This window comes from Bacteroidota bacterium (genome assembly GCA_038746285.1).
Taxonomy (GTDB): Bacteria; Bacteroidota; Rhodothermia; order Rhodothermales; family JANQRZ01; genus JANQRZ01.
In genome coordinates, this window is sequence record JBCDKT010000030.1 from 16,143 (window position 1) to 37,078 (window position 20,936).

Below are 20,936 nucleotides of genomic sequence, written 5' to 3' on the forward strand. Positions count from 1 at the left end.
CGTTAGCGAGTGGGAGCGGCCGAGGGCGCGGGGGCCACGGGCAGGGTGACGACGAAGGTAGCGCCTGAAAGCGGTTCCGGCGAACCGCCCGGCGAACCGCTCGGCGGGGCCCCGTCGGCGACCCAGAGGCGGCCGCCGTGGTGCTCGGCGATGCGGCGGGCGATGGCGAGGCCGAGGCCCGTCCCGCCCGGCTGCCCGTCCGAGGCCGGCTCAACCTGCCGGAAGCGCTCGAAGACCTGCTCGCGGTGCGCCGGGGCGATCCCCGGCCCGTCGTCCGAGACCTCGACGCGGAGCACGGGCGTGGCCCCGTCGCCCTCGGGGGCCTCGGTGCGGAGGCGGACGGCGATCCGGCCGCGGCAGAACTTGGACGCGTTCGAGAGCAGGTTGACGAGTACCTGCATGAGCCGGTCGCGGTCGGCGTTGAGGGGAGGTGCGCCGTCGTCGAGGGCGAGTGTGAGCGCGATGCCGCGCTCGCGCAGCACCTGGCCGAGCGCGGCGGCAGCCTCAGCTACGAGCGCGGCCAGGTCGACGGCTTCGTACCGCCAGTCGAGCGCGCCGCTGTCGAGCTTCTGGAGGTCGAGGACCTGGTTGACGAGCCGCGTCAGCCGCTCGCTCTCCTTGATGACGATGCCGAGGAACTCGCGGCGCTGCTCGGGCGAGAGGTCGGCGTTGTCGTGCAGGATCTCGGCGAAGGCGCGGACCGAGGTGAGCGGCGTGCGCAGCTCGTGCGTGACGGTCGAGACGAACTCGTCCTTGAGCCGGTCGAACTCGGTCAGGCGCTCGTTGGCGGCGCGCAGCTCGGCCGTCGCCGCCTCCAGCTCGGCCGACTTCTCCCCGAGCGCGCGCGACTTCTCTTCGAGGGCGCGGCTGTAGGCGATCACCTGCTGCGTCTCGTCGAGGATCGCCATCACCTCGCGGAGGCTCAGCGGCTCCTCCTGCACGGCTGTCGCGAGGACGACGCGCGCCGAGGCGGCCCCGATCGCGCCGGCGAGGAGTTGCTCGGCGTGCTGCACGAGCGCGGCGTCGGCTACGTCGGGGAGCGCCTCGCCGGAGCGCCGGGCGTAGGCCACCAGCGCCTCGTCGGCCCGGGCCGCACCGAGGAAGCGGCCCAGGACGGCGCGGAGGTCGGCCACGGCGGCGCGGCCTCGCCAGAGTTGAACACTCTCGCCGGAGCGCCGCAGCACGTCCACAAACGCGACCGCCTGCCCGTGCTCGACGACGCCCTGCCGCGTCCACAGCGACACCCCGACGAACAGGCCGGCGTTCACGAGTGCGCTCCAGACGAGGCTGTGCGTGATCGGGTCGAGGCCCACCAGCCCGAAGAGCGCGTAGGGCCGCAGGAGCGCTATCCCCAACGGCCCGGCCTCGGCGAAGGACGCCGGCAACAGCCCGGCCTCCACGAGCGACGGCAGCGGTAGCGTGTAGCCCCACACGGCGAAGCCGCCCACGAGCGCCGCCAGCGCCCCGGCCCGCGTCGCCCGCTTCCAGTACAACCCCCCGAGAAACGCCGGGGCGAACTGCGCGACAGCCACGAACGAGATCAGCCCGATCGAGACGAGCGAGTAGGCCGAGCCGATCAGCCGGAAGTAGAAGTAGCTCGCCACGAGGATGCCGAAGATCGCGCCCCGCCGCACTGCGAGCAGGAGCGCGCTGAGGTCGCCCCGCTCGGTCAGCCGCAGCCGGCGCAGCCGCAGCAGCACCGGCATCACGAGGTCGTTCGAGATCATGATCGAGAGCGCCGTCGCGGCGACGATCACCATGCCGGTGGCCGCGCTCAGCCCGCCGACGAAGGCGAGGAGCGCCAGCGCCTCTTGCCCCGCCGCCAGCGGCAGCGTCAGCACGAACGTGTCGGCGTCGACCCCCGCCGGGAGGTAGAGCCGCCCGCCGAGCGCGATCGGGAGAACGAATACGTTGATCGCGAGCAGGTAGAGCGGGAAGAGCCACACCGCGCGCCCGACGTGCCGCTCGTCGACGTTCTCGACGACGGCGACGTGGAACTGCCTCGGCAGCAGGAGGATGGCGAGAAAGGAGACGAACGTGAGGGCGAACCACGAGCCGTAGTCCCCGACGCCCTCGAACGTGAGCAGCGGCCGGAGGTCCGCCCGCGCTGCCGCCTGCCCGAAGAGGTCGCCGAACCCGTCGAACACGCCGAACGTCACGAACGCCCCGACCGCCACGAACGCCACGAGCTTCACGACCGACTCGAACGCGATCGCTGCGACGAGGCCCTCGTGGCGCTCGGTCGGGTCGAGCCGCCGCGCGCCGAAGAGGATCGTGAAGAGCGCCAGCACGAGGGCGACGATGAACGTCTGCCCGAGGAACAGCGGTTCCGGCTCGGCCGCCGCGCCGAGGCCGGCAGCGCCGCTGCTGACCTGGAGGCTCGTCGAAATGGCCTTGAGCTGGAGCGAGATGTACGGGATGATCCCGACGACGGCGATCACGCTCACCACGCCGGCCAGGAGGGCGCTTTTGCCGTAGCGCGCCGAGACGAAGTCGGCGATCGAGGTGATGCGGTAGAGCTTGGCGACGCGGAGGATCTTCCGCAGGAGCACCCACCACAGCAGTGCCATCAGCGTCGGGCCGAGGTAGGTCGGGAGGAAGCCGACGCCCGTCGTGGCGGCGCGCCCGACGCTGCCGTAGAAGGTCCACGCCGTGCAGTAGACCCCGAGCGAGAGCGCGTAGACGACCGGGCTGCCGATGACGCTGCGGCCCTGCTGCGCGCGCCGGTCGCCCCAATAGGCCACGGCGAAGAGCAGCGCGACGTAGGCGAATGCGACGCCCAGAACGATGCCCTGGTGGATCACGGTGCGCCTCCTGCCTCCGCCCGGTCCGTCTCCGCGCGCTCGGCTTCAGCCGGTAGGCGCGGGCGGCGGCCCTCGATGACCCATGCCGCCAGCCCGATCAGTCCCGCCCACACGCCGAAGAGGTACGCGTAGAAAACCGGCAGACCGAGCACGACCTCGGCGCTGCTGAAGAGCGAGAGGAGCGGGTAGGTGAAGACCACCACGCCCAATCCGAATAGAGCGATGAGTCGCTGGCTGCGCATCCCCGTACCTTCGAATTCTTCGCCCATGATACCGCGTTCCCGGGAGCAAGGCAAAACGCGGGGGCGTCTTCGGGCGGCACCCCGGCGTTGCCGGCGGGTGCTCGCAGGCGGCACTCGGCCGCGCGCTGAGCCTGCGCCGCTCCTGCCGAAACCGCCGTTTCCCCTCTGCCGTTTGACACGTCTCCACCCGCCCGTGCCCGTGTCGCTCGCTCCTCTGACCGAGGCCCTGCTCGCCGCCGTACCCGACGCCGCGCTCGTCTGCGACGCCGGTGGACACATCCGCGCCGCCAACGCCGCCGCTGCACGTCTCCTCGACGCCGACCTCCCCGGTGCGGATGCCCGCAACGCAGCGACCCCGGAGAACAGTCTCGCGGGCCGCTCCGTCTTCGCCTTCCTCGACGAGGCGCTGCTCCGCGACGCCCCGGACGGCGAGCCGTTTTCCGCACGCGTGGGCGCACGCCTCGTCCACGTCCACAAGACGACACAACCCGCCGGCCTGGCACTCGTCCTGCGCGTCGCCGAGTCGCTTCCTCTTCACCGCGATGTCGAGCGCCTGGCGCTCGGCCTGACGGAAAGCGTCCGTGGCCCGCTGGCTAGCATCCGAGCCGCCATCGAGACCCTGACCGAGTACCCCGGCATGGAGGAAGACCTCGCGGCGCAGTTCACCACGATCATCCGCGAGCAGGCCGTCGCCCTCAGCGAGCAGCTCGAAGAGTCGGCTGCCGCCCTGGCCGAGGCGACAACGCCCCTGAGTCTGCCCGAGCACCTGCGCGCCGAGGCCCTGGGCGCACGCACCGCCGCTGCGCTCGCCGAGGCGCTCGCGGTGCGCGTGGACGCCGCTCCCGCTGCCGCGTCGGACGCACCCGACGCCGTGGTGCGGGTCGAGTGGTCGGCTCTCGAACGTGGACTCGTCCACCTCGCCACCCGCACCGTGCACGCCGTGCAGGCCGAGGCGCTCGCGGTGCAACTCAACCGAGCCGGGCAGATGGCGGCGCTCGACCTGTGCTGGCGGGGCGCGCCGGTCCGGCCCGAGCGCTTGGACCGCTGGGCCGACGAGCCGCTGGCTCCGGCTGGCGGAGCCAGCGCCGAGTCGCTCCGAGGCGTCGTCGAGCGGCACGGCGGCGCGCTGTGGGCGCGCGACGCGGACGCCGCAGGCCACGCGGCGGTCCGGCTCCTCCTCCCGGCGCGGATGCCTGCCAACGGCAGGAGCAGCTGAGTGCTGCGACGAGCTCACGTTGACAGGTGTGTCATCCTGAACGTGGTTCAGACCGCGCAGCAGCGGCGCAGCCCATCTACGGGCCACGCCCCAGATCCCGGATCGGGGTCCGGGATGACGAAAGAAGAAAGCCTGTCCGTCTCAACGTGCCAGAGGACTCAGGGCTTATCCGAAAAGTCGGCCCGACCAGCAGAGTCTGAGCGGACGGGCGCGGAGCAAGGCGCACGAGAGGTCAGATGCCGTAGCCTATCGGACGACGAGTGCAACGCCGCGCCGCATCCGTGCAGCCAGAGGCAGCCGAGAAGATTTCTCGGGTAGGCCCTATGTCCCGAAGAGGACCCAGGGGACGCGACGAAAAAATTAGAGCGGGGGCTTGACACGCATCGACTCTATTTATTACACTCTAGTAATGCATTGATGCATGCGTGCAGCCCAGTAGCTCTAAAGATCCGCAAGGGCTATACAAAGCAGTAATACATTACCACAGGGTGATACAATATGCCAACAACCATGGTCAACGCCTACGCCCCTTCCGACGCCTTCCGCGCTGAGGCCCGCATCGGATCCGCCGACGCCTACGAGGCGATGTACCGCCGCTCGGTCGACGACAACGAGGCCTTCTGGCGCGAGGAGGCCGAGCGCATCCACTGGCACGTCCCTTTCCGCCGCGTCCGCGACATCGCCTTCGACTCCCGCGACGTCCACGTTCGCTGGTACATCGGCGGACGCACCAACGCGTGCTACAACGCCGTGGACCGCCACGTCGAGAACGGCCTCGGCGAGCGGACGGCGCTCCTCTTCGAGCCGGACGACCCCGGTGCGGAGTCCTACCCGATCTCCTACGCCGACGTCCTCGCCGCCGTGCAGCGCTTCGCCAACGTGCTCAAGGACCACGGCGTGAACGAGGGCGACCGCGTCACGATCTACCTCCCGATGATCCCGGAGGCCGTCTACGCCATGCTCGCCTGCGCGCGCATCGGGGCGGTCTTCTCGGTCGTCTTCGCCGGCTTCTCGCCCGATGCCCTCGCCAACCGCATCCTCGACGGCGAGTCGGACTTCGTCATCACGGCCGACGAGGGGCGGCGCGGCGGCAAGACCGTGGCGCTCAAGGCGAACGTCGACGAAGCCGTCGAGCGCTCAGCAGCGCAGGGCCAGTCGGTTCGCCATGTGCTTGTCGTCCGCAACACCGGCGGCGGAGTGACCTGGCACGATCACGACGTGTGGTACCACGAAGCGTTCGAGCGCGCGGCCGAGACGTGCCCGTGCGAGGAGATGAACGCCGAGGACCCGCTCTTCATCCTCTACACCTCCGGCTCGACTGGCAAGCCGAAGGGCGTCGTCCACACGACCGGCGGCTACTGCGTCTGGACCTCGATCACGCACGAGTACGTCTTCGACCTCCAACCGGAGACCGACGTCTACTGGTGCACCGCCGACGTCGGCTGGATCACTGGGCACTCGTACATCGTCTTCGGCCCGATGATCAACGGGGCCACGCAGGTGCTCTTCGAGGGCGTCCCGGCCTATCCCGACGCCAGCCGCATCTGGGAGGTCGTCGACAAGCACGGCGTCACGGTTCTCTACACCGCGCCGACGGCCATCCGCGCGCTCATGGCCAAGGGCGACGACTACGTCGCCAAGACCGACCGCTCCAGCCTCCGCCTCCTCGGGACGGTCGGTGAGCCGATCAACCCCGAGGCGTGGCGCTGGTACCACGAGGTGGTCGGGGGCGGCCGGTGCCCGATCATCGACACCTGGTGGCAGACCGAGACCGGCGGCGTGATGCTCGTCGGGCTGCCGGGCGCGATCGAGCAGAAGCCGGGCGTAGCCGGGAAGCCGTTCTTCGGCATCGTTCCCGTCGTCCTCGACCCCGCTGGCGAGGAGGTGGACGGTGCCGCTGAGGGCGTCCTCGCGATCGCCGACTCGTGGCCGGGCCAGGCGCGGACGGTCTACAAGAACCACTGGCGCTTCATCAACGCCTACTTCGCCCACTACGAGGGGTACTACTTCACCGGCGACGGCTGCCGCCGCGACGCCGACGGCTACTACCAGATCACCGGCCGCGTCGACGACGTGATCAACGTCTCGGGCCACCGCATGGGGACGGCCGAGGTCGAGAGCGCGCTCGTGCTACACGACACCGTGGCCGAGGCCGCCGTCGTCGGCTACCCGCACGACATCAAGGGACAGGGCATCTACTGCTACGTCACGCTCGGCTCCGAGGCCGAGCCCTCGGACGCCCTACGCACCGAGCTCGTCCAGCACGTCCGCACGGTCATGGGGCCGATTGCGACGCCGGACAAGCTCCAGTTCGCCCCGTCGCTGCCGAAGACACGCTCGGGCAAGATCATGCGGCGCATCCTCCGCAAGATCGCCGAGAACGACTACGGCACGCTCGGCGACACCTCTACGCTCTCCGACCCCACCGTGGTCGATGACCTGATCGAGCACCGGCAGAACCGGTAAACGCACGCGGCCGGGCCTCGCTGCCACGAGGCCCGGCCGACACTCGCGCGCCGCCTGCGGCTGCCACCGCCTGCGGCGCTGTCACGCTCACCCAGCCACCGGAGTCACCCATGACTAGACGAGCACCGCGCGCCCGGTGGGCGCGCTACGTCCTGCCTATCGTTCTCGGCGCGCTCTTGTTCCCCCTCGCCGCCGCGCCGGCCGCCGCGCAGAGCTTCGACCTCTACGGCTTCATCAAGTCCGCCTACTACTACGACACGCAGCAGGTGGTCGGCGCGCGCGAAGGCGACTTCCTCCTCTACCCCGCCCTCGCCACCGACGCCGACGACGAGCCGAACGACACCGACAACCTCCTCTTCTTCCCGTTCTTCAGCCGCGTCGGCGTGACCGTCGGTGACCTCCCCGAGGCGCTCGGGGCGACGGTCTCGGGACGCATCGAGGGCGACTTCTTCGGGCCGGGCAACCCCAACAACAACACGTTTCGCATCCGCCGCGCGACGGTCGGGCTGGACTGGGGGGACCGCGAGGCGATGTTCGGGATGGAGTGGACGCCGTTCTTCCTCTCGTCGTGGGCGCGGACGGTCGCGACCGAGGCGGGGGCGCCGTTCAACCCGTTCGCGCGCCACGTCATGGCGCGGGTGACGTTCAAGCCCGGCAACGCCCGGGTCTCGGGCATCCTGGCGCAGCAGCGCGACGCCTTCCAGGAGATCGGCGGGCTCCGGCAGCAGCAGCAGGCGGCCCTGCCCTCGGCGACGCTCTCGGCCGAGTACGGCTCGGGCGGCAACACGGTCGGGGCCACGGCCCTCGTCAAGTGGATCCGCCCAGAGCTGACCTCGGAGCGCTTCACGAGCGGCGCGGTGCAGGGCTTCGCAGCGCTCGCGCGCCCGCGCTTCGTCGCCCGCGCCAACGTGACCTACGGCGGCGACCTCGCCGACCACCTCATGACGGGCGGTTACGCGATCGTCCCCGGGGACGGCGGCGAGGTCGAGTTCGAGCCGCTCGACGTGGTCGCCGCCTGGGCCGAGGTCGAGACCACCGGCACGCTCAGCCTCGGCCTCTTCGGGGGCTTCCTCCAGAACCTCGGCACGAGCGCGAGCGGGCTCGACCCGGACGCCGTGACGTTCGCCGCGCGCGGCTACGGCGAGACGAGCGCCATCGAGCACGTCTGGCGCGTCGCCCCCCGCCTCGTCTACAACGCGGGCGCGCTCCGCTTCGGGTTTGAGGTCCAGGCCACCGGCGCGCGCTACGTCGTCGGTGCCGACCAGTCGGCCGTCTACGACGGCAGCCTCGCCCCGAGCGGCGACACCACCGAGGACGTGGTCAACCTCCGGGGCAACTTCACCGTGTTCCTCTTTTTCTAAGATGTGTTTGGAACCTCAAGAGAAGCTGTCGTCCCGGACTCTGATCCGGGATCTCGTGAAGACGGAGCTACCCCTTAGATCCTGAAACGAGTTCAGGATGACACCGGCGAGAGTTTCTGAACACAGCTTGGCCGTTTCGCACACAAACCGACGCCTGCCATGAAAATGACCAAGGAAGCCTACTGGCAACGCCAGCTCAAGCGCATCGCGCTCCTGCTCACCGTGTGGGCGGTCGTCGCCTTCGGGATGGCCATCTTCGGCGCGCCGTTCCTCAACCAGTTCTCGTTCGGCGGGGTGCCGTTCGGGTTCTGGATGGCCCAGCAGGGGAGCATCTTCGTCTTCGTCTCCCTGATCTGGATCTACGCCTACTTCTCCGACAAGGCCGACCAGGAGGCCGGCCTCGCCGAGACCGAAGGCAGCGTCTCCGCCGCCGGCGAAGGCCACTAACCGCCCTCCTCCACCTAACCCTCCAGCACCATGGGTATCCAAGAATGGACGTGGGTCACCGTCGGCCTGACGTTCTCCGCCTACCTCTACATCGGCTACCGCTCGCGCGTGGCCTCGACGCGCGGCTTCTACGTCGCCGGCCAGGGCATCTCGGCGCTCGCCAACGGTGCCGCCACCGGGGCCGACTGGATGAGCGCCGCCTCGTTCATCGGCATGGCCGGGCTGATCTCGTTCCAGGGCTTCGACGGCTCGGTCTACCTCATGGGGTGGACCGGCGGCTACGTCCTGCTGGCGCTCCTGCTGGCACCTTTCCTGCGGAAGTTCGGGCAGTACACCGTCCCCGACTTCGTCGCCGAGCGCTACTACTCGCAGACGGCGCGCGTCGTCGCGGCCGTCGCGGCCATCTTCGTCTCGTTCACGTATGTGGCTGGACAGATGGGCGGCGTCGGCGTGGCCTTCAGCCGGTTCCTCCTCGTCTCGAACGAGGTCGGCGTGCTGATCGGCATGGTGATCGTCGCCTTCTTCGCTGGGCTCGGCGGGATGAAGGGGATCACCTACACGCAGGTGGCGCAGTACTGCGTCCTCATCGTCGCTTATACGATCCCCGCGATTGCGATTGCGCTCTCGCTCTTCGGCAACCCGATCCCGCAGGGGGCCATCGGCGAGGCGCTCCCGATCCTCGACCAGCTCCAGACCGACCTCGGCCTCGACCCCTACACGAGTCCGTTCGTCAACAACGACCTCCTGAACGTCTTCTGCATCACGCTCTGCCTGATGGTGGGGACGGCCGGGCTGCCGCATGTGATCGTGCGCTTCTACACGGTCAAGAGCGTCTCGGCGGCGCGGTGGTCCGCCTTCTGGGCGCTGCTCTTCATCGGCACGCTCTACACGACGGCCCCGGCGATCGCGGTCTTCGCCAAGACCTACATCCTCCAGCAGTTCACCGAACTCGGTCCGCAGGGCTTCGTCGAGCTTTCGTGGGTGCAGAACTGGGCGCAGACCGGGCTGATCGACACCGAGGCGATTGCGGCGCTGCCCGCCGCCGACGCGTCGACGATCCGCGACTTCCTCAACACGACCGTCATCAACCGCGACATCATTGTCCTCGCGACGCCGGAGATCGCGGGGCTCTCGGCCTTCATCGTGGCGCTCGTCGCCGCGGGCGGGCTGGCTGCGGCGCTCTCGACGGCCTCGGGCCTGCTGCTCGTGATCTCGTCGAGCCTCGCGCACGACATCTACGGCAAGCTCATCAACCCGACGGCGACCGATAAGAAGCGGCTGGCCGTGGGCCGGGCGATGATTCTGTTCGCGGTCGTGATCGCAGGCATCCTCGGGATCTACCCGCCGGGGTTCGTGGCCGAGGTCGTGGCGTTCGCCTTCGGGCTGGCCGCGGCGAGCTTCTTCCCGGTGATCCTGCTGGGCATCTTCTGGAAGCGCGCCACCAAGCAGGGCGCGATTGCCGGCATGTCCGTCGGCCTCGCGTTCACGTTCGTCATGATCGTGCTGATGCGGGCCGACCGCGTGCTCGGCCTGGACGCGCCGCTGCTGGCCGACTTCCTCGGCATCAAGGCCCAGGGCATCGGCGTGATCGGGATGGTGCTCAACTTCGCGCTGATGATCGGCGTCTCCCTCGTGACGGCTCCGCCGCCGGAGCGCGTCCAGCGGCTCGTCGAGCAGATCCGCTACCCGCGCGTGATGGCCGAGGAGGAGCTCGACACCGTCACCGCGTAGCGTTCCGTCTGCGTTTCGGTAGCCTGCGGGCGGCGAGGCGCTGCACCTCGGCACCCGCCTTTATTTGCACCCATGACCGACTCGGCCCCGCCCCGCGGCTGCTCGCGCCACCTGCTGATCATCGCGGTCCTGTTCGGGGTCGCGCTCGTAATCGTCGTCGCACGCAGCCCGGACGGCGTGCGGAACCTCCTCGCCAACCAGCAGGCGATGCGCGAGGGGAGCGAGGAGGCGCGGCAGATCGACTCGCCGGATGCGCTCCTCAGCTGGATCGCGGCCCACCCCGAGCGGGCCTCGCTCGTCGTCCTCGACGCCGACGGCACCGAACGGCTCCGTCTGGCGGGTGAGGCGGAGCGGCCCGTCGCCGGCTTGCCCGCGCTGTGGGTCGCCGCAGCGTGGGCCGAGCAGTCGGCGAGCGGGCGGCTGGACCCGTCGGCCGTGGCGCCCGAGGCGCTTGCGGTGCGCCGCCTGCCTGGCACCGGCGGCGGCGATGCCGACACCCTCGCGCTCAGCCCCGAGGCGCTCGTCCGCCGTACCCTGGCCGGCGACCGCGCCGCCGAGAGCGCCCTCGTCGACCGGCTCGGGGACCAGGCCGTCGCCGAGCGCGCGCGCCGCTACGGGGTCGCGGCCCCGGTCCCGTTCGAGGGGATGCTCCTCGCCTGGCAGGACGGCGACACGACGGCCGCCGAGGCCCCCGCTCTCGCCCGGCGTCTCGCCCGCGACGAGGCCTTCCGCGAGGCCGCCGTCCAGCGGTTCTACGACGAGGGCTTCCGCCTCACGCTCGCCGAGCAGCGCGCCGCCGCCGGGGCCTCGCTCCCGCGCGGGAGCGCCCTCAGCTACGCCCGCCTCCTCACCGACGCCCTCTCCGGCACGCTCAGCAGTCCCGACGCCTCGGCGCGCTTCCTCGACGTACTCGCCGTGCCGGACAGCCTCGGGGGCGATGCGCTCCGCTTCGGCGCGAAGGGCGGCGGCTTCCCAGGGCACCTCGCCTTCGCCGCCTGGGTGCAGACGGCCGAGCACCCGGCGGGCCGGTCCGCTGTCCTGATCCTGGACGACCTCCCGCTCGGGCTGTTCTACCACCTGTCCCAGACTGGGCTCGACAGCGGCCTCATCTTCCGCCTCCTCACCGACGAGGCGTTCCTCGACCAACGCCGTGGCACCGGGCTTCGTCGAGACTGAGATGATCGGCTCGGTGCCGAGCGAGGTGCTGGACCGCTTCGTCGGGCGGACGCCGGTGCGGCGGCTGGGCCGGCCGGAAGACATCGCCGAGGCGTACCTGTTCCTCGCCTCCGAGGGTGCGGGCCTCGTCACGGGTGCCGTGCTACGCGTGGACGGCGGCCTCGCGCTCCAGCCAGACCGTTCGGCAAACGGTCGTAGCTTGGAACCCTCCGTGCCCATGTTCGCACGGGCTCCTCCCCTCAAGCCCCTCAACTCTATGCTGCCGCTTCTTCCGATGAACAACCTCCTCCGCACGCTCATCGCCGGCTACGGCGCTAAAAAACTCGGCGGCGGGTGCTTCTCGACGGTCCTCATCTTCATCCTCCTCTTCTGGCTCCTCGGCCAGTGCTGATCGGCATGGCCTGAGCACTCTTCGGGCCGCGTTTCTATGGTGAGGGCGCGTCTGACCCCAGACGTGCCCTTTTCGTTCTCGCCCCAACGCTCTGCCGAGGTCCGCCATGCCCAAGCCGTTCCACGCCCTCACCGTCAGCGACTTCGCTGCCCTGCTCGACGATTTCCCGTTCACGCGGCAGATCAACACCGTCCACATGCACCACACATGGCGGCCCAACCACGCGCAGGACCGGGGCCACGCCTCGGTCGAAGCGATGTGGCGCTTTCACACCCAGCACCTCGGCTGGAGCGACATCGCGCAGCACGTCACGATCGACAAGCACGGCACGATCTGGACCGGGCGCAGTTGGAACGCCGTGCCCGCCTCCGCCCGGGGCCACAACGGCAACACCGTCGCCGGGCCGTTCATGTTCGAGATGACCGGCGACTTCGACGTGGGCCGGGACGCGTTCGAGGGCCCGCAGCGGGAGGCGGTGCTGGAGGTGATCGCGCTCGTCCAGCGGCGGTTCGGGCTGCCGCCCGAGGCGCTGCGGTTCCACAACGAGATGGCCGCCAAGACGTGCCCCGGCACGAGCATCGACAAGGCCGAGGTGGTCGAGGCCGTGCGGCGGCTGCACGAGGCGATGGGCGCGCCCGGCGATGCGGAGCCGCTCACGCCCATCGAGCCGTTCGGGCCAGAAACCCTCGCGGTGCACGACATCCTCACCGACCTCGTCGAGATCGACCCCGTGGCAGTGTCGCGGTCGGCGGAGGCCGACGCCGAACTGCCCGACGAGGCGATGTCGCGCGAGCAGATCTTCTTCCTCTTCGGCGGCGACGGCGAGGCGCAGCGCGGCGGCGAGACGGCCCGCGCCCGCCTCACGCCCGAGATGATGACCGAACTCCGTCCCCACGTCGTCAACCTCACCGAGGGGCGGTTCTCGGACAGCGGCCGGTTCCAGACCACGCCGTCGGACGTGCGCGCGCTCTTCGGCGAGCACCTGCCGGCGGCGCTCAAGCGGGCGCGCGGCCTCGGCGAGCCGCTCCACGTCGTCTTCTACGCCCACGGCGGCCTCGTCCCCGAAAAGGCCGCGCTGGAGACGGCCTACACGCACGTCCAGTGGTGGAGGCAGCACCCGAACGTCTACCCGGTCTACTTCGTCTGGGAGACGAGCCTGTTCGAGACGATTGGGCAGGCGCTCAGCACGCGGGGCCGGAGCCTCGGGCAGCGGGCCGTCACCGACGGGTTCGTCGAGGCCCTCGTGCGCTACGGCATGCTCGCGCCGTGGGCATGGTCGCGGATGAAGCTCAGCGCCGCGCTCGCCTCGGCCGACGGCGGCGGGGCGCGCTTCGTGGCGCACGAGCTAGCGAGCTTCACGAGCCGCTTCCACAAAGCCGTCGGCGAGGGCGAGATCAAGCTCCACGGCATCGGCCACAGTGCCGGGTCGATCTTCCACAGCTACTTTCTCCCGGCGGCGCTCGACCTCGGCGTACCGTCGTTCGAGACGCTGCATTTCCTCGCCCCGGCCCTCCGGGTGGACGCCTTCAAGGAGCGCCTCGCCGCCCGCCTCGGCGACGGGATCGACCACCTGGGTCTGTTCACGATGACGCGCGAGGCCGAGCGCGACGACCACTGCGCGCACGTCTACCGCAAGTCGCTCCTCTACCTGATCCACCACGCTCTCGAGCGCGAGAAGCGCACCCCGATCCTCGGCCTCGAAGAGAGCCTCCGCGCCGACGACGACCTCGCGGACCTCTTCGGCCTCGGCGGCGCGCCCTCGGACCGGGCCGAGACGGTTTTCTCACCGACCCAGACGATCTCGGGCCGGAGCGCGACCACGGCGACGACGCACGGCGGGTTCGACAACGACGCGCCGACGATGCAGAGCGTGCTCCGCCGCATCCTCGACGCGCCGGCGGGCGAGCCGGTCGCGGCGTTCCCCGCCGAGCAGAGCCGGGGCGACGCGTGGGCGCGCTCCGAGCCGCCCCCGCCCGAACTGCAAGACGTCGGCAGCACGCTCGCGCCGATCCCGCCCCGCCCGCCGGAGCCGGTCCCGTCGGCCGTCCCCGCGACGCCGGGCGTACCGACGGCCGGTGCCCGGCGGCGCGCGCTCTGCGTCGGCATCGACGCCTACTCGAGCCAGCCGCTCGCCGGGTGCGTGGCGGATGCCAGGGCGTGGGCCTCGGCGCTCCGCGACCTCCGGTTCGAGCCCATGCTCCTTCTCAACGAGGCCGCGACGCGCGAGGGCATGTTGGCGAGCCTCGAAGACCTCGTGCGGAGCGGGCAGCCCGGCGACGTGCTCGTCTTCCAGTACGCCGGGCACGGGACCTACTTCCGCGACGAGACCGGCGACGAGCGCGACGGCCGCGACGAAGCCTTCTGCCCCGTCGACTTCGACACCGGCGCGGTGGTCCTCGACGACGAGGTGCGCGAGCTCTTCGCCCAGGTCGCCGACGGGGTCAACCTGACGTGCTTCATCGACTGCTGCCACTCGGGCTCGATCACCCGCCTCGCGCTCCGCGCCGGGCACGACGACCGCCCGCGCACCGTCGCGCCGACGCCCGCGATGCGCGCCTTTCGCGACCGCCTCAAAGCCGAGCAGGGCCGGAGCCGGATCGCCGCCTCCGCCGCTGCGATGCGCGACGTGACCTTCTCCGCCTGCCAGCCCGACGAGGTGGCGTGGGAGCGCGACGGGCAGGGCGACTTCACCCGGCGCGGCGTCCACATTCTGAGCGAACACAGCCTCCGCGAAGGTGGTGGGCTGACCAACCAGGCGTTCCACGACGCCGTGCTCGAGCGCTTCGGGCCGAGCCCGCGCCAGACGCCCTACTTTGACGCCGCCGAGGCTGCGAAGCGGCGTCCCCTGCTCGCGCCGCTCACCGCCTCGCCGGAGCGGTCGGCGCTGCTTGCGACGAACGGGGCCGCGTCCGGCGGAGCCGCGTCCGATCCGCAGGCCGTGGTCCGAGGGCTGCACCGCGCCGTGCAGCAGTTCGAGCGAGCCCTCGCCGCCCTGGACCGCTAGCCCGATGGACCAGCCGACGACACCGACGCCCTCGACGCCGGACGCGAGCGCGGCCCAGGCCCAGAGCCGAGGGCTGACGGAGGACGAGGCAGGCGGCGCTTCCGCACCCGAGCTGGCTCCGCCGTGGGCCGTCTGCATCGGCGAGGGCGTGCGGCGGGCGCTGCGGGCGCGGCCCTACGAGCGGCAGCGCGGCGACCCAGTCTACCGCCCGCTCCGCATCTACACGCTCGACGCCGGAGCCTCGCGCGGCGACGCCCCCGTAGCCCGGGTCAACGTCCCCTACGAGCCGCTCGCGCCCGGCCCCAAAGGGCAGCTTTTCGAGGTCGAGGAGACCTTCCGCACGGCCGACGGACTGCGGCCCCAGGTGGTTGACCTCGACGCGCCCCGCGTCCTCCTGGAGAGCGGGCGGACGCCCTCGCCCTCGGACCCGCAGTTCCACCAGCAGATGGTCTACGCCGTCTGCACCCTCACCTACGCCGCCTTCCGCAAGGCCCTCGGGCGCGACCTCGCGTGGGGCTTCGACGGCACGCCCGACGCCGACGGCCTCGTCCGCCTCCGGCTGCTGCCCCACGCCTTCGAGGGACGGAACGCGTACTACGATCCCGAAGCGGGGACGCTCAACTTCGGCTACTTCCGCAACGCAGGCGACGCGCGCGGGCGCAACGTCCCCGGCGGCGTCACCTTCACCTGCCTCGCCCACGACATCGTCGCGCACGAGGTCACGCACGCGCTCCTCGACGGCCTCCGCGCCCACTTCACGCTCCCGACCAACCCCGATGTCCTCGCCTTCCACGAGGCTCTAGCCGACCTCGTGGCCATCTTCCAGCGCTTCGGCTACCCCGAGGTCGTCCGCGCCGCGATCCGCCGGGCGCGGGGGCGGCCCGAGAAGTCTGAGGTCCTGACCGGCCTCGCCCGGCAGCTTGCCCGCGCCACCGGCCACCACGCCGAAACGCTCCGCTCCACCGTCAGCGCCGAGCGCGACCTCCCCCGCTACCGCGAGGCCAGCCCCGCGCCGCACGCGCGCGGCGAACTCCTGATCGGGGCCGTCTTCGAGGCGTTCCTGACCGTCTTCCAGCGCAAGTCGGCGCGCCTCCTGCGCCTCGCCACCGGCGGCACCGGCATCCTCCCCGAAGGCGACCTCCCCGCCGACCTCGTCGAGGCGCTCGCGGACAAGGCGTGCGCGCTCGCCGGGCAGTTCCTCACGATCTGCATCCGCGCCGTGGACTACTGCCCGCCCGTCGACATCGAGTTCGGCGAGTTCCTCCGCGCCGTCATCACAGCCGACTACGACCTCGTCCCGGACGACCCGTGGGGCTACCGCGAGGCGTGGATCGACGCCTTCCAGCGGCGCGGCATCTACCCGCACGGCGTGGCGTCGCTCAGCGAGGACGCCCTCCTCTGGCGCGCCCCGCGCCCCGGCACGCCGCCGGTCGCCGACCTCAGCTTCGGCCGCCTCGCCTTCGGCGCGAGTCCGACGCAGGTCGCTGGCCGCGAAGAGCTAGAGGCGCAGGCGACAGCGCTGGCAACGTACCTCACCGGCCCCGGCCGCCTCCAGGCCCTCGGCCTCGCCGAACCCGGCACCGACGCGAGCGGCAATGTGATCGACCCGCCGTGCATCGAGTCGGTCCGCCCGTCGCGGCGGGTCGGGCCGGACGGGCAGATGATCTTCGACCTCGTCGCCGAGGTGACGCAGTACCGGACCCTGCGCGGCCCAAACGGCACACCGATGCGCTTCTACGGCGGCGCGACCTTCATCCTCGGCCCGAGCGGGGCCATCCGCTACGTGGTCTCCAAAGACCCGACGAGCGCGCGCCGCCTGCAGCGCCAGCACGCCTTCGTCGAGAGCGACACCGGGCAGCGCGCCTGGGTCGTCCGCGACGGCCGGCCGCAGTCGACCGCCCACCTCTTCCGCCTCCTGCACGCGCGCGATACGGTGGGCTAGAGACAGCCGGTGGGGTCGAACCACGACCCGTCGCCGACCTGAGAGACCTCGCCGTCGTCCGTGCGGAACAGGTCGCCGCTCACCTCGGGCTGTACGACGTAGAGGTCGTCGAAGACCGTTCGGCTCCCGTAGGTGAAGAAGGCGCGGTAGAAGCCGGACGGCACGAGGTCGCCCCGCGCGTCGCGGAGGTCCCAGTCGAAGCTCCGGCTCGGGCTATCCTTCTCGAAGGCCCGTACCGTCTCGCCCGTCCGGCCGCGCACGTAGGCGAGACTGCCGCCCACCGCCGTTGAGGTCGGGTCCGGCCCTACCGTGTGCCAGTACGCCCGAACGATCTCGATGCGGACTTCGTTGGGCAGGTTGATGAAGCGCAGGACGCGGACGCCTTCGCCCGTTTCATAGACGGAGCGGCCCCGGTACGGGTTCGGCACGGCCGCGATCAGGCCCGCCGTGCGCGCAGGTCTGCCGCAGACGAAAAACGGATCTACCTCTGGGCTTGTCTCCAGCGTGATGGCGAATCCGGTGACGGCGAGGTCGGACTGCGGGATGGTCTCGCCGCTGTCGCAGCCGGCGACGGGCAGCAAGATGAGGATTGCGAGGACTAAAGCGGAGCGGATCATGCGTTAGGAAACGGGTAAGAGAAGGCGCCGAATATAACCCGACTCGCTCGTCAGCCACTCCGCTTCCCCGCCGAGATCAGTTCGCGGGCGCTTTCGAGGGCGGCTTCGCTGAGCGCCTCGCCGCTCGTGAGCGCGGCCACTTCGCGCGTCCGCTCCTCGTCCGCGAGCCGCCGGATCGTGGTCTTGGTGCGCGCCCCCTCCGGGTCGTCCTCGACGTGCTTCTCGACGAGGAAGTGGTGGTCGCCGAGCGCAGCGATCTGCGGGAGGTGCGTGATGGCGATGATCTGGTGGTAGGCCCCGAGCCGCTGCATGCTCTCGCCCACGCGCCGCGCCACCTCGCCCGAGATGCCCACGTCAATCTCGTCGAAGACGAGGATCGGGAGGCGCTCGCTCTTGGCGAGGATCGTCTTGAGCGCGAGCATGATCCGGCTGACCTCGCCGCCACTCGCCACCTTAACGAGCGGGCGCGGGGCTTCGCCGACGTTCGTGGTGATGTAGAACTCGACGAGGTCGGCCCCGGTCGGGAGTGCGCGGAGGCGGACCGTGTCCTTGCCGTCGGGCCACGCGATCCAGCCGTTGGCGTCCGGCTCCCGGCTGAAGTCGACGACGAACTGGCCGTGCGGCATCCCGAGGTCGGCCAGCTCGTGCTGGATCATCTGCTCGATCCGCTCGGCGACCTCGTGGCGCTTCTGGCTGAGCCGGTAGGCCGCCTCGGAGAGCGCCGCCTGCGCCTCCGCGATCTGTCCGTCGATCCGGGCGATGCTGCCCTCGAAGTCGGCGGCGAGGTCGTAGGTCGCGCCAATCTCTTTGCGGTGGTCGAGGACGGCGTCGAGCGAGCCGCCGTACTTGCGCTTCAGGCCTTCGAGCGCACCGAGCCGCTCGCGGATGCCTTCGAGCCGCTCCGGGTTGAACTCGATCCGGGCGTTGTAGCCCTGGAGGAACTTCGTCGCCTCCTCGACGGCGATCTCGGCCGCCTGCATCTCGGCGAGCGTCGCCTCGAACGTCTCGTCGATCCGGGCGAGGTCGCGCAGCCCGTTGCGGACGACGACGAGCCGGTCGTAGATGGCGTCCTCGCTCTCATAGAGGAGTTCGTAGAGGCTGGCGGTGGCCTCGTAGAGCGTCTCGGCATTTTCGAGGATCCGCCGCTCGGCGTCGAGCGCTTCCTCCTCGTCGGCCTCGGGCGCGACGCCGTCGATCTCGTCGATCTGAAACGCGAAGAGCGTCTTCTGCTGCTGCAGCTCCGCCTCGCGCCGGACGAGGTCGGCCCGCTTGCGCTGGAGCCGGGCGACCTCCTCGAAGGGCGCTCGGTAGGCGTCGACGAGCCCGCCCAGCCCGCCGAAGTCGTCCAGCAGGCTGAGGTGCGTCTCGGTCCGCAGGAGCGACTGGTGCTCGTGCTGCCCGTGGAGATCGATCACATGCTGGGCGACGGCGCGGAGAACGGCGAGCGTCGCGGGCGTGTCGTTGACGAAGGCGCGGCTGTGGGAGGCCGAGACCTCGCGCCGGACGACGAGCGCGCCCGACGGGAACGGCTCGATCTCGTGGCTCCGCAGGAGGTCCGGCAGGCCGCCCTCGTTGGCGTCGTCGAACAGCCCCTCGATGACCGCCTTCTTCGCCCCGGCGCGGACCGCTTCGGTCGACGCCCGCTCGCCGAGGATCAGCCCGAGCGCGCCGAGGAGGATCGACTTGCCCGCCCCCGTCTCGCCCGTGATGATGTTCAGCCCGCTGTCGAACTCGACCTCGAGGGCTTCAATGAGCGCGTAGTCGCGGATGTGGAGCGAGCGAAGCATAGCAGGGCGGGCGAACGGGCTACATATTACGACCCCGCAGCGGCCGAGTCCCGGACGGCAGGTTCGCCGCGAAGCTGCCTCGCCCCAGCGCACGAACTCGGGCCGAGCTCGCGCTCCAACTCGAAGGTGAGCTGGAGCCCCGTGGCGAGCTGCGCGGCCGACAAACCGCCCTGCGCCAGCAGGCTCGCCATCGCGTCGCGCACGGTCTGCCGGTAGGAATCGACGAACGTGTAGTAGTTGCCCAGCCCGAGCGCCTGCTCGTACGACATGAGCCCGAGCGCGCCTGTCGCCTGCGCCGTTGCGTAGGCTGAACCCGTGACGAACGCCGAGTTGAACCCGCGCCACGACGGGATGCGCGCGAGCAGGTCCATCGCGTCGCCTTCCATAAACGCAGGATCGACAAACGCAGGATCGACGGCGGCGACGCTGTCGAGTTCGGCGATAACGCGCTCGTGGTAGGCCTGCGACCGCTCGATCCGCCGGCAGTTCTGCTCCATCTCCGCCGCGAGGCTCTCCGTGGCGACCTCGACGCGGCGGGCGTCCAGAAAATGCTGCCGCACCTCGGCCGCCCCCAGCGCCAGCGTCACGCCGAGCACGACGGCAAACACCTCGAAGGCGAGCACGCGCCACGAGAACCGGGACCGCTTCGGCTGTCGCCGTCGGATGAGCATAGAGCGTACGTGCTAGGCAACAAGGTTAGCGTCCGATCTCCGACACGGACAAGCCCCGGCAGGTTTTCCGGGCGAGCACATTCGGCACTTCGGTATGGCGCGGCACGGCTTCGGTCTCACCGGTGCGCGGGTTGGTCCATAGCGAATGGCTGCGGCCTTCCCGTTTGAGAACGCACCCGCTCTTGCGCAGGTGCTTCAGGAGCGCGTTCCGCTTCACGCCGCCACCGAGACCGTCGTGCGCTCGGCGTCGTCCGGCACCCCGCGCAGCCCGTCCTCGCGCCGGTCTTCCAGGATGAGCACAATCGCGTCGGCGAGACTTTCGAGCGCTTCGTCGCGCGTTCGCCCCTGCCCGTTGGCGCCGGGTACTTCGGGCGCGTACGCGATGAACCACGCGCCGTCGCGCTCGATGATGGCCGTGAACTCGTGCTGCATCGGTGCTACCGCTTGGTTGTCGTTCGGACCGTGCCCCCAATGTACGTCCCAGAAGTCGGCGCATCCGCCTGACCCTGTTTCGACCTCACCCTCACCTCACGTCATCCCGGCCCCAGAGCCGGGACCCACCGGCCAGCAACCCCTGTGGGTCCCCGCCTGCGCGGGACCGCGAAGCAGCGGCGTTAGCCCATGACGTGTGGAAAGGTGTGGAGCGAGAAGCCAAGCCTCTTTACGTTGTCATTGCGAGCGCAGCGAAGCAATCTCCTCGCACCGGCAGTCCTGTGGAGATTGCCACGTCGGCCTGCGGCCTCCTCGCAATGACAGGTTGTTCAGATAGAGTTGAGGTCCTCCCGGTTTCGGACGACGAGTCGGGAATGCTGTGCCATTGCTAGGACTGTTTCTATTTCTACGGCAAGACGCCCCTTCTTTGCTTCTACCTCGACGAAGGTGACAGACGAGCCAGGATCGGAGGCAACTCGGAGCGGGAGCTGCCCAACATCACCCAGCGGGTACGCGAACCACTTGTCACGTTCCACGTCGGTTCCTACCAACCCAATGCGTATAGCGTCGGCGTCCGAGTCATCAAACTCGTACTCGACGAGGCTCGCCATGAAGTCGAGCGCCGGGAGCAGGTTCTCTTTGAATAACC

At 70.3% G+C, this 20,936-nt stretch carries 17 protein-coding genes; 9 read left to right on the forward strand and 8 right to left on the reverse strand.

Features of this window, described 5'->3' with window-relative positions:
• Positions 1 to 2 precede the first annotated feature (2 nt).
• Both AAGI91_10855 and AAGI91_10860 read right to left on the reverse strand, forming a co-directional pair.
• Positions 3 to 2,804 carry a sensor histidine kinase gene (locus AAGI91_10855; GenBank protein MEM1043115.1) on the reverse strand — a complete coding sequence of 934 codons (2,802 nt, stop codon included), beginning with the start codon at positions 2,802 to 2,804 and terminating at the stop codon, positions 3 to 5.
• The gene (locus AAGI91_10860) at positions 2,801 to 3,046 is read right to left on the reverse strand and encodes a hypothetical protein (GenBank protein ID MEM1043116.1); all 246 of its coding nucleotides are present in this window, start codon (positions 3,044 to 3,046) and stop codon (positions 2,801 to 2,803) included. Before AAGI91_10860 ends, AAGI91_10855 begins: the two co-directional genes overlap by 4 nt.
• A gap of 199 nt (positions 3,047 to 3,245) precedes the next feature.
• Here AAGI91_10860 and AAGI91_10865 point away from each other — a divergent pair, with 199 nt between their 5' ends.
• From AAGI91_10865 to AAGI91_10905, 9 genes are all read left to right on the forward strand, one after another.
• Positions 3,246 to 4,262 (forward strand): PAS domain-containing protein, encoded by a 1,017-nt coding sequence (locus AAGI91_10865; GenBank protein ID MEM1043117.1) that lies wholly within the window; start codon positions 3,246 to 3,248, stop codon positions 4,260 to 4,262.
• Between the two features lie 510 nt (positions 4,263 to 4,772).
• Positions 4,773 to 6,728: an acetate--CoA ligase gene (acs, locus tag AAGI91_10870; protein ID MEM1043118.1), complete on the forward strand. Its 1,956-nt coding sequence runs from the start codon at positions 4,773 to 4,775 to the stop codon at positions 6,726 to 6,728.
• A gap of 110 nt (positions 6,729 to 6,838) precedes the next feature.
• Complete coding sequence (locus AAGI91_10875) at positions 6,839 to 8,089, forward strand: hypothetical protein (GenBank protein ID MEM1043119.1); 1,251 nt, start codon at positions 6,839 to 6,841, stop codon at positions 8,087 to 8,089.
• Between the two features lie 159 nt (positions 8,090 to 8,248).
• Positions 8,249 to 8,536: a DUF4212 domain-containing protein gene (locus tag AAGI91_10880; protein MEM1043120.1), complete on the forward strand. Its 288-nt coding sequence runs from the start codon at positions 8,249 to 8,251 to the stop codon at positions 8,534 to 8,536.
• 30 nt (positions 8,537 to 8,566) lie between these two features.
• The gene (locus AAGI91_10885) at positions 8,567 to 10,267 is read left to right on the forward strand and encodes a sodium:solute symporter family protein (protein ID MEM1043121.1); all 1,701 of its coding nucleotides are present in this window, start codon (positions 8,567 to 8,569) and stop codon (positions 10,265 to 10,267) included.
• A gap of 72 nt (positions 10,268 to 10,339) precedes the next feature.
• A complete protein-coding gene (locus AAGI91_10890; protein MEM1043122.1) occupies positions 10,340 to 11,443 on the forward strand; it encodes a serine hydrolase in 1,104 nt (367 codons plus the stop codon).
• Entirely contained in the window at positions 11,418 to 11,834 is a 417-nt protein-coding gene (locus tag AAGI91_10895; GenBank protein ID MEM1043123.1) for an SDR family oxidoreductase, read from the forward strand. The genes AAGI91_10890 and AAGI91_10895 overlap by 26 nt, the downstream gene beginning before the upstream one ends.
• 106 nt (positions 11,835 to 11,940) lie before the next feature.
• Positions 11,941 to 14,838, forward strand: a complete 2,898-nt coding sequence (locus AAGI91_10900) for a caspase family protein (protein MEM1043124.1) — start codon at positions 11,941 to 11,943, stop codon at positions 14,836 to 14,838.
• Between the two features lie 4 nt (positions 14,839 to 14,842).
• Positions 14,843 to 16,780: a peptidase M4 gene (locus AAGI91_10905; protein ID MEM1043125.1), complete on the forward strand. Its 1,938-nt coding sequence runs from the start codon at positions 14,843 to 14,845 to the stop codon at positions 16,778 to 16,780.
• Here the strand turns inward: AAGI91_10905 and AAGI91_10910 are convergent.
• The 6 genes from AAGI91_10910 to AAGI91_10935 form a co-directional block, all read right to left on the reverse strand.
• The gene (locus AAGI91_10910) at positions 16,777 to 17,397 is read right to left on the reverse strand and encodes a hypothetical protein (protein ID MEM1043126.1); all 621 of its coding nucleotides are present in this window, start codon (positions 17,395 to 17,397) and stop codon (positions 16,777 to 16,779) included. The two genes, AAGI91_10905 and AAGI91_10910, sit on opposite strands and share 4 nt — an antisense overlap.
• Positions 17,398 to 17,447: 50 nt before the next feature.
• Positions 17,448 to 19,184, reverse strand: coding sequence for a DNA repair protein RecN (recN, locus tag AAGI91_10915; protein MEM1043127.1), 1,737 nt, complete (start codon positions 19,182 to 19,184; stop codon positions 17,448 to 17,450).
• Positions 19,185 to 19,210: 26 nt separating this feature from the next.
• Positions 19,211 to 19,855, reverse strand: a complete 645-nt coding sequence (locus tag AAGI91_10920) for a hypothetical protein (protein ID MEM1043128.1) — start codon at positions 19,853 to 19,855, stop codon at positions 19,211 to 19,213.
• 25 nt (positions 19,856 to 19,880) lie between these two features.
• Positions 19,881 to 20,072, reverse strand: coding sequence for a type II toxin-antitoxin system HicA family toxin (locus tag AAGI91_10925; GenBank protein ID MEM1043129.1), 192 nt, complete (start codon positions 20,070 to 20,072; stop codon positions 19,881 to 19,883).
• Complete coding sequence (locus AAGI91_10930) at positions 20,069 to 20,287, reverse strand: type II toxin-antitoxin system HicB family antitoxin (protein MEM1043130.1); 219 nt, start codon at positions 20,285 to 20,287, stop codon at positions 20,069 to 20,071. Before AAGI91_10930 ends, AAGI91_10925 begins: the two co-directional genes overlap by 4 nt.
• Positions 20,288 to 20,616: 329 nt before the next feature.
• On the reverse strand, positions 20,617 to 20,898 hold the full coding sequence (locus AAGI91_10935) for a hypothetical protein (protein MEM1043131.1): 282 nt from the start codon (positions 20,896 to 20,898) through the stop codon (positions 20,617 to 20,619).
• Positions 20,899 to 20,936 lie beyond the last annotated feature (38 nt).

Excerpts from the sequence above, each read along its gene's own strand:
- AAGI91_10860 (MEM1043116.1), bottom strand. The coding sequence starts at position 3,046 with ATGCGCAGCCAGCGACTCATCGCTCTATTCGGATTGGGCGTGGTGGTC.
- acs (MEM1043118.1), top strand. The coding sequence starts at position 4,773 with ATGGTCAACGCCTACGCCCCTTCCGACGCCTTCCGCGCTGAGGCCCGC.
- AAGI91_10875 (MEM1043119.1), top strand. The coding sequence starts at position 6,839 with ATGACTAGACGAGCACCGCGCGCCCGGTGGGCGCGCTACGTCCTGCCT.
- AAGI91_10880 (MEM1043120.1), top strand. The coding sequence starts at position 8,249 with ATGAAAATGACCAAGGAAGCCTACTGGCAACGCCAGCTCAAGCGCATC.
- AAGI91_10885 (MEM1043121.1), top strand. The coding sequence starts at position 8,567 with ATGGGTATCCAAGAATGGACGTGGGTCACCGTCGGCCTGACGTTCTCC.
- AAGI91_10890 (MEM1043122.1), top strand. The coding sequence starts at position 10,340 with ATGACCGACTCGGCCCCGCCCCGCGGCTGCTCGCGCCACCTGCTGATC.
- AAGI91_10900 (MEM1043124.1), top strand. The coding sequence starts at position 11,941 with ATGCCCAAGCCGTTCCACGCCCTCACCGTCAGCGACTTCGCTGCCCTG.
- AAGI91_10905 (MEM1043125.1), top strand. The coding sequence starts at position 14,843 with ATGGACCAGCCGACGACACCGACGCCCTCGACGCCGGACGCGAGCGCG.
- AAGI91_10910 (MEM1043126.1), bottom strand. The coding sequence starts at position 17,397 with ATGATCCGCTCCGCTTTAGTCCTCGCAATCCTCATCTTGCTGCCCGTC.
- recN (MEM1043127.1), bottom strand. The coding sequence starts at position 19,184 with ATGCTTCGCTCGCTCCACATCCGCGACTACGCGCTCATTGAAGCCCTC.
- AAGI91_10920 (MEM1043128.1), bottom strand. The coding sequence starts at position 19,855 with ATGCTCATCCGACGGCGACAGCCGAAGCGGTCCCGGTTCTCGTGGCGC.
- AAGI91_10930 (MEM1043130.1), bottom strand. The coding sequence starts at position 20,287 with ATGCAGCACGAGTTCACGGCCATCATCGAGCGCGACGGCGCGTGGTTC.
- AAGI91_10935 (MEM1043131.1), bottom strand. The coding sequence starts at position 20,898 with ATGGCGAGCCTCGTCGAGTACGAGTTTGATGACTCGGACGCCGACGCT.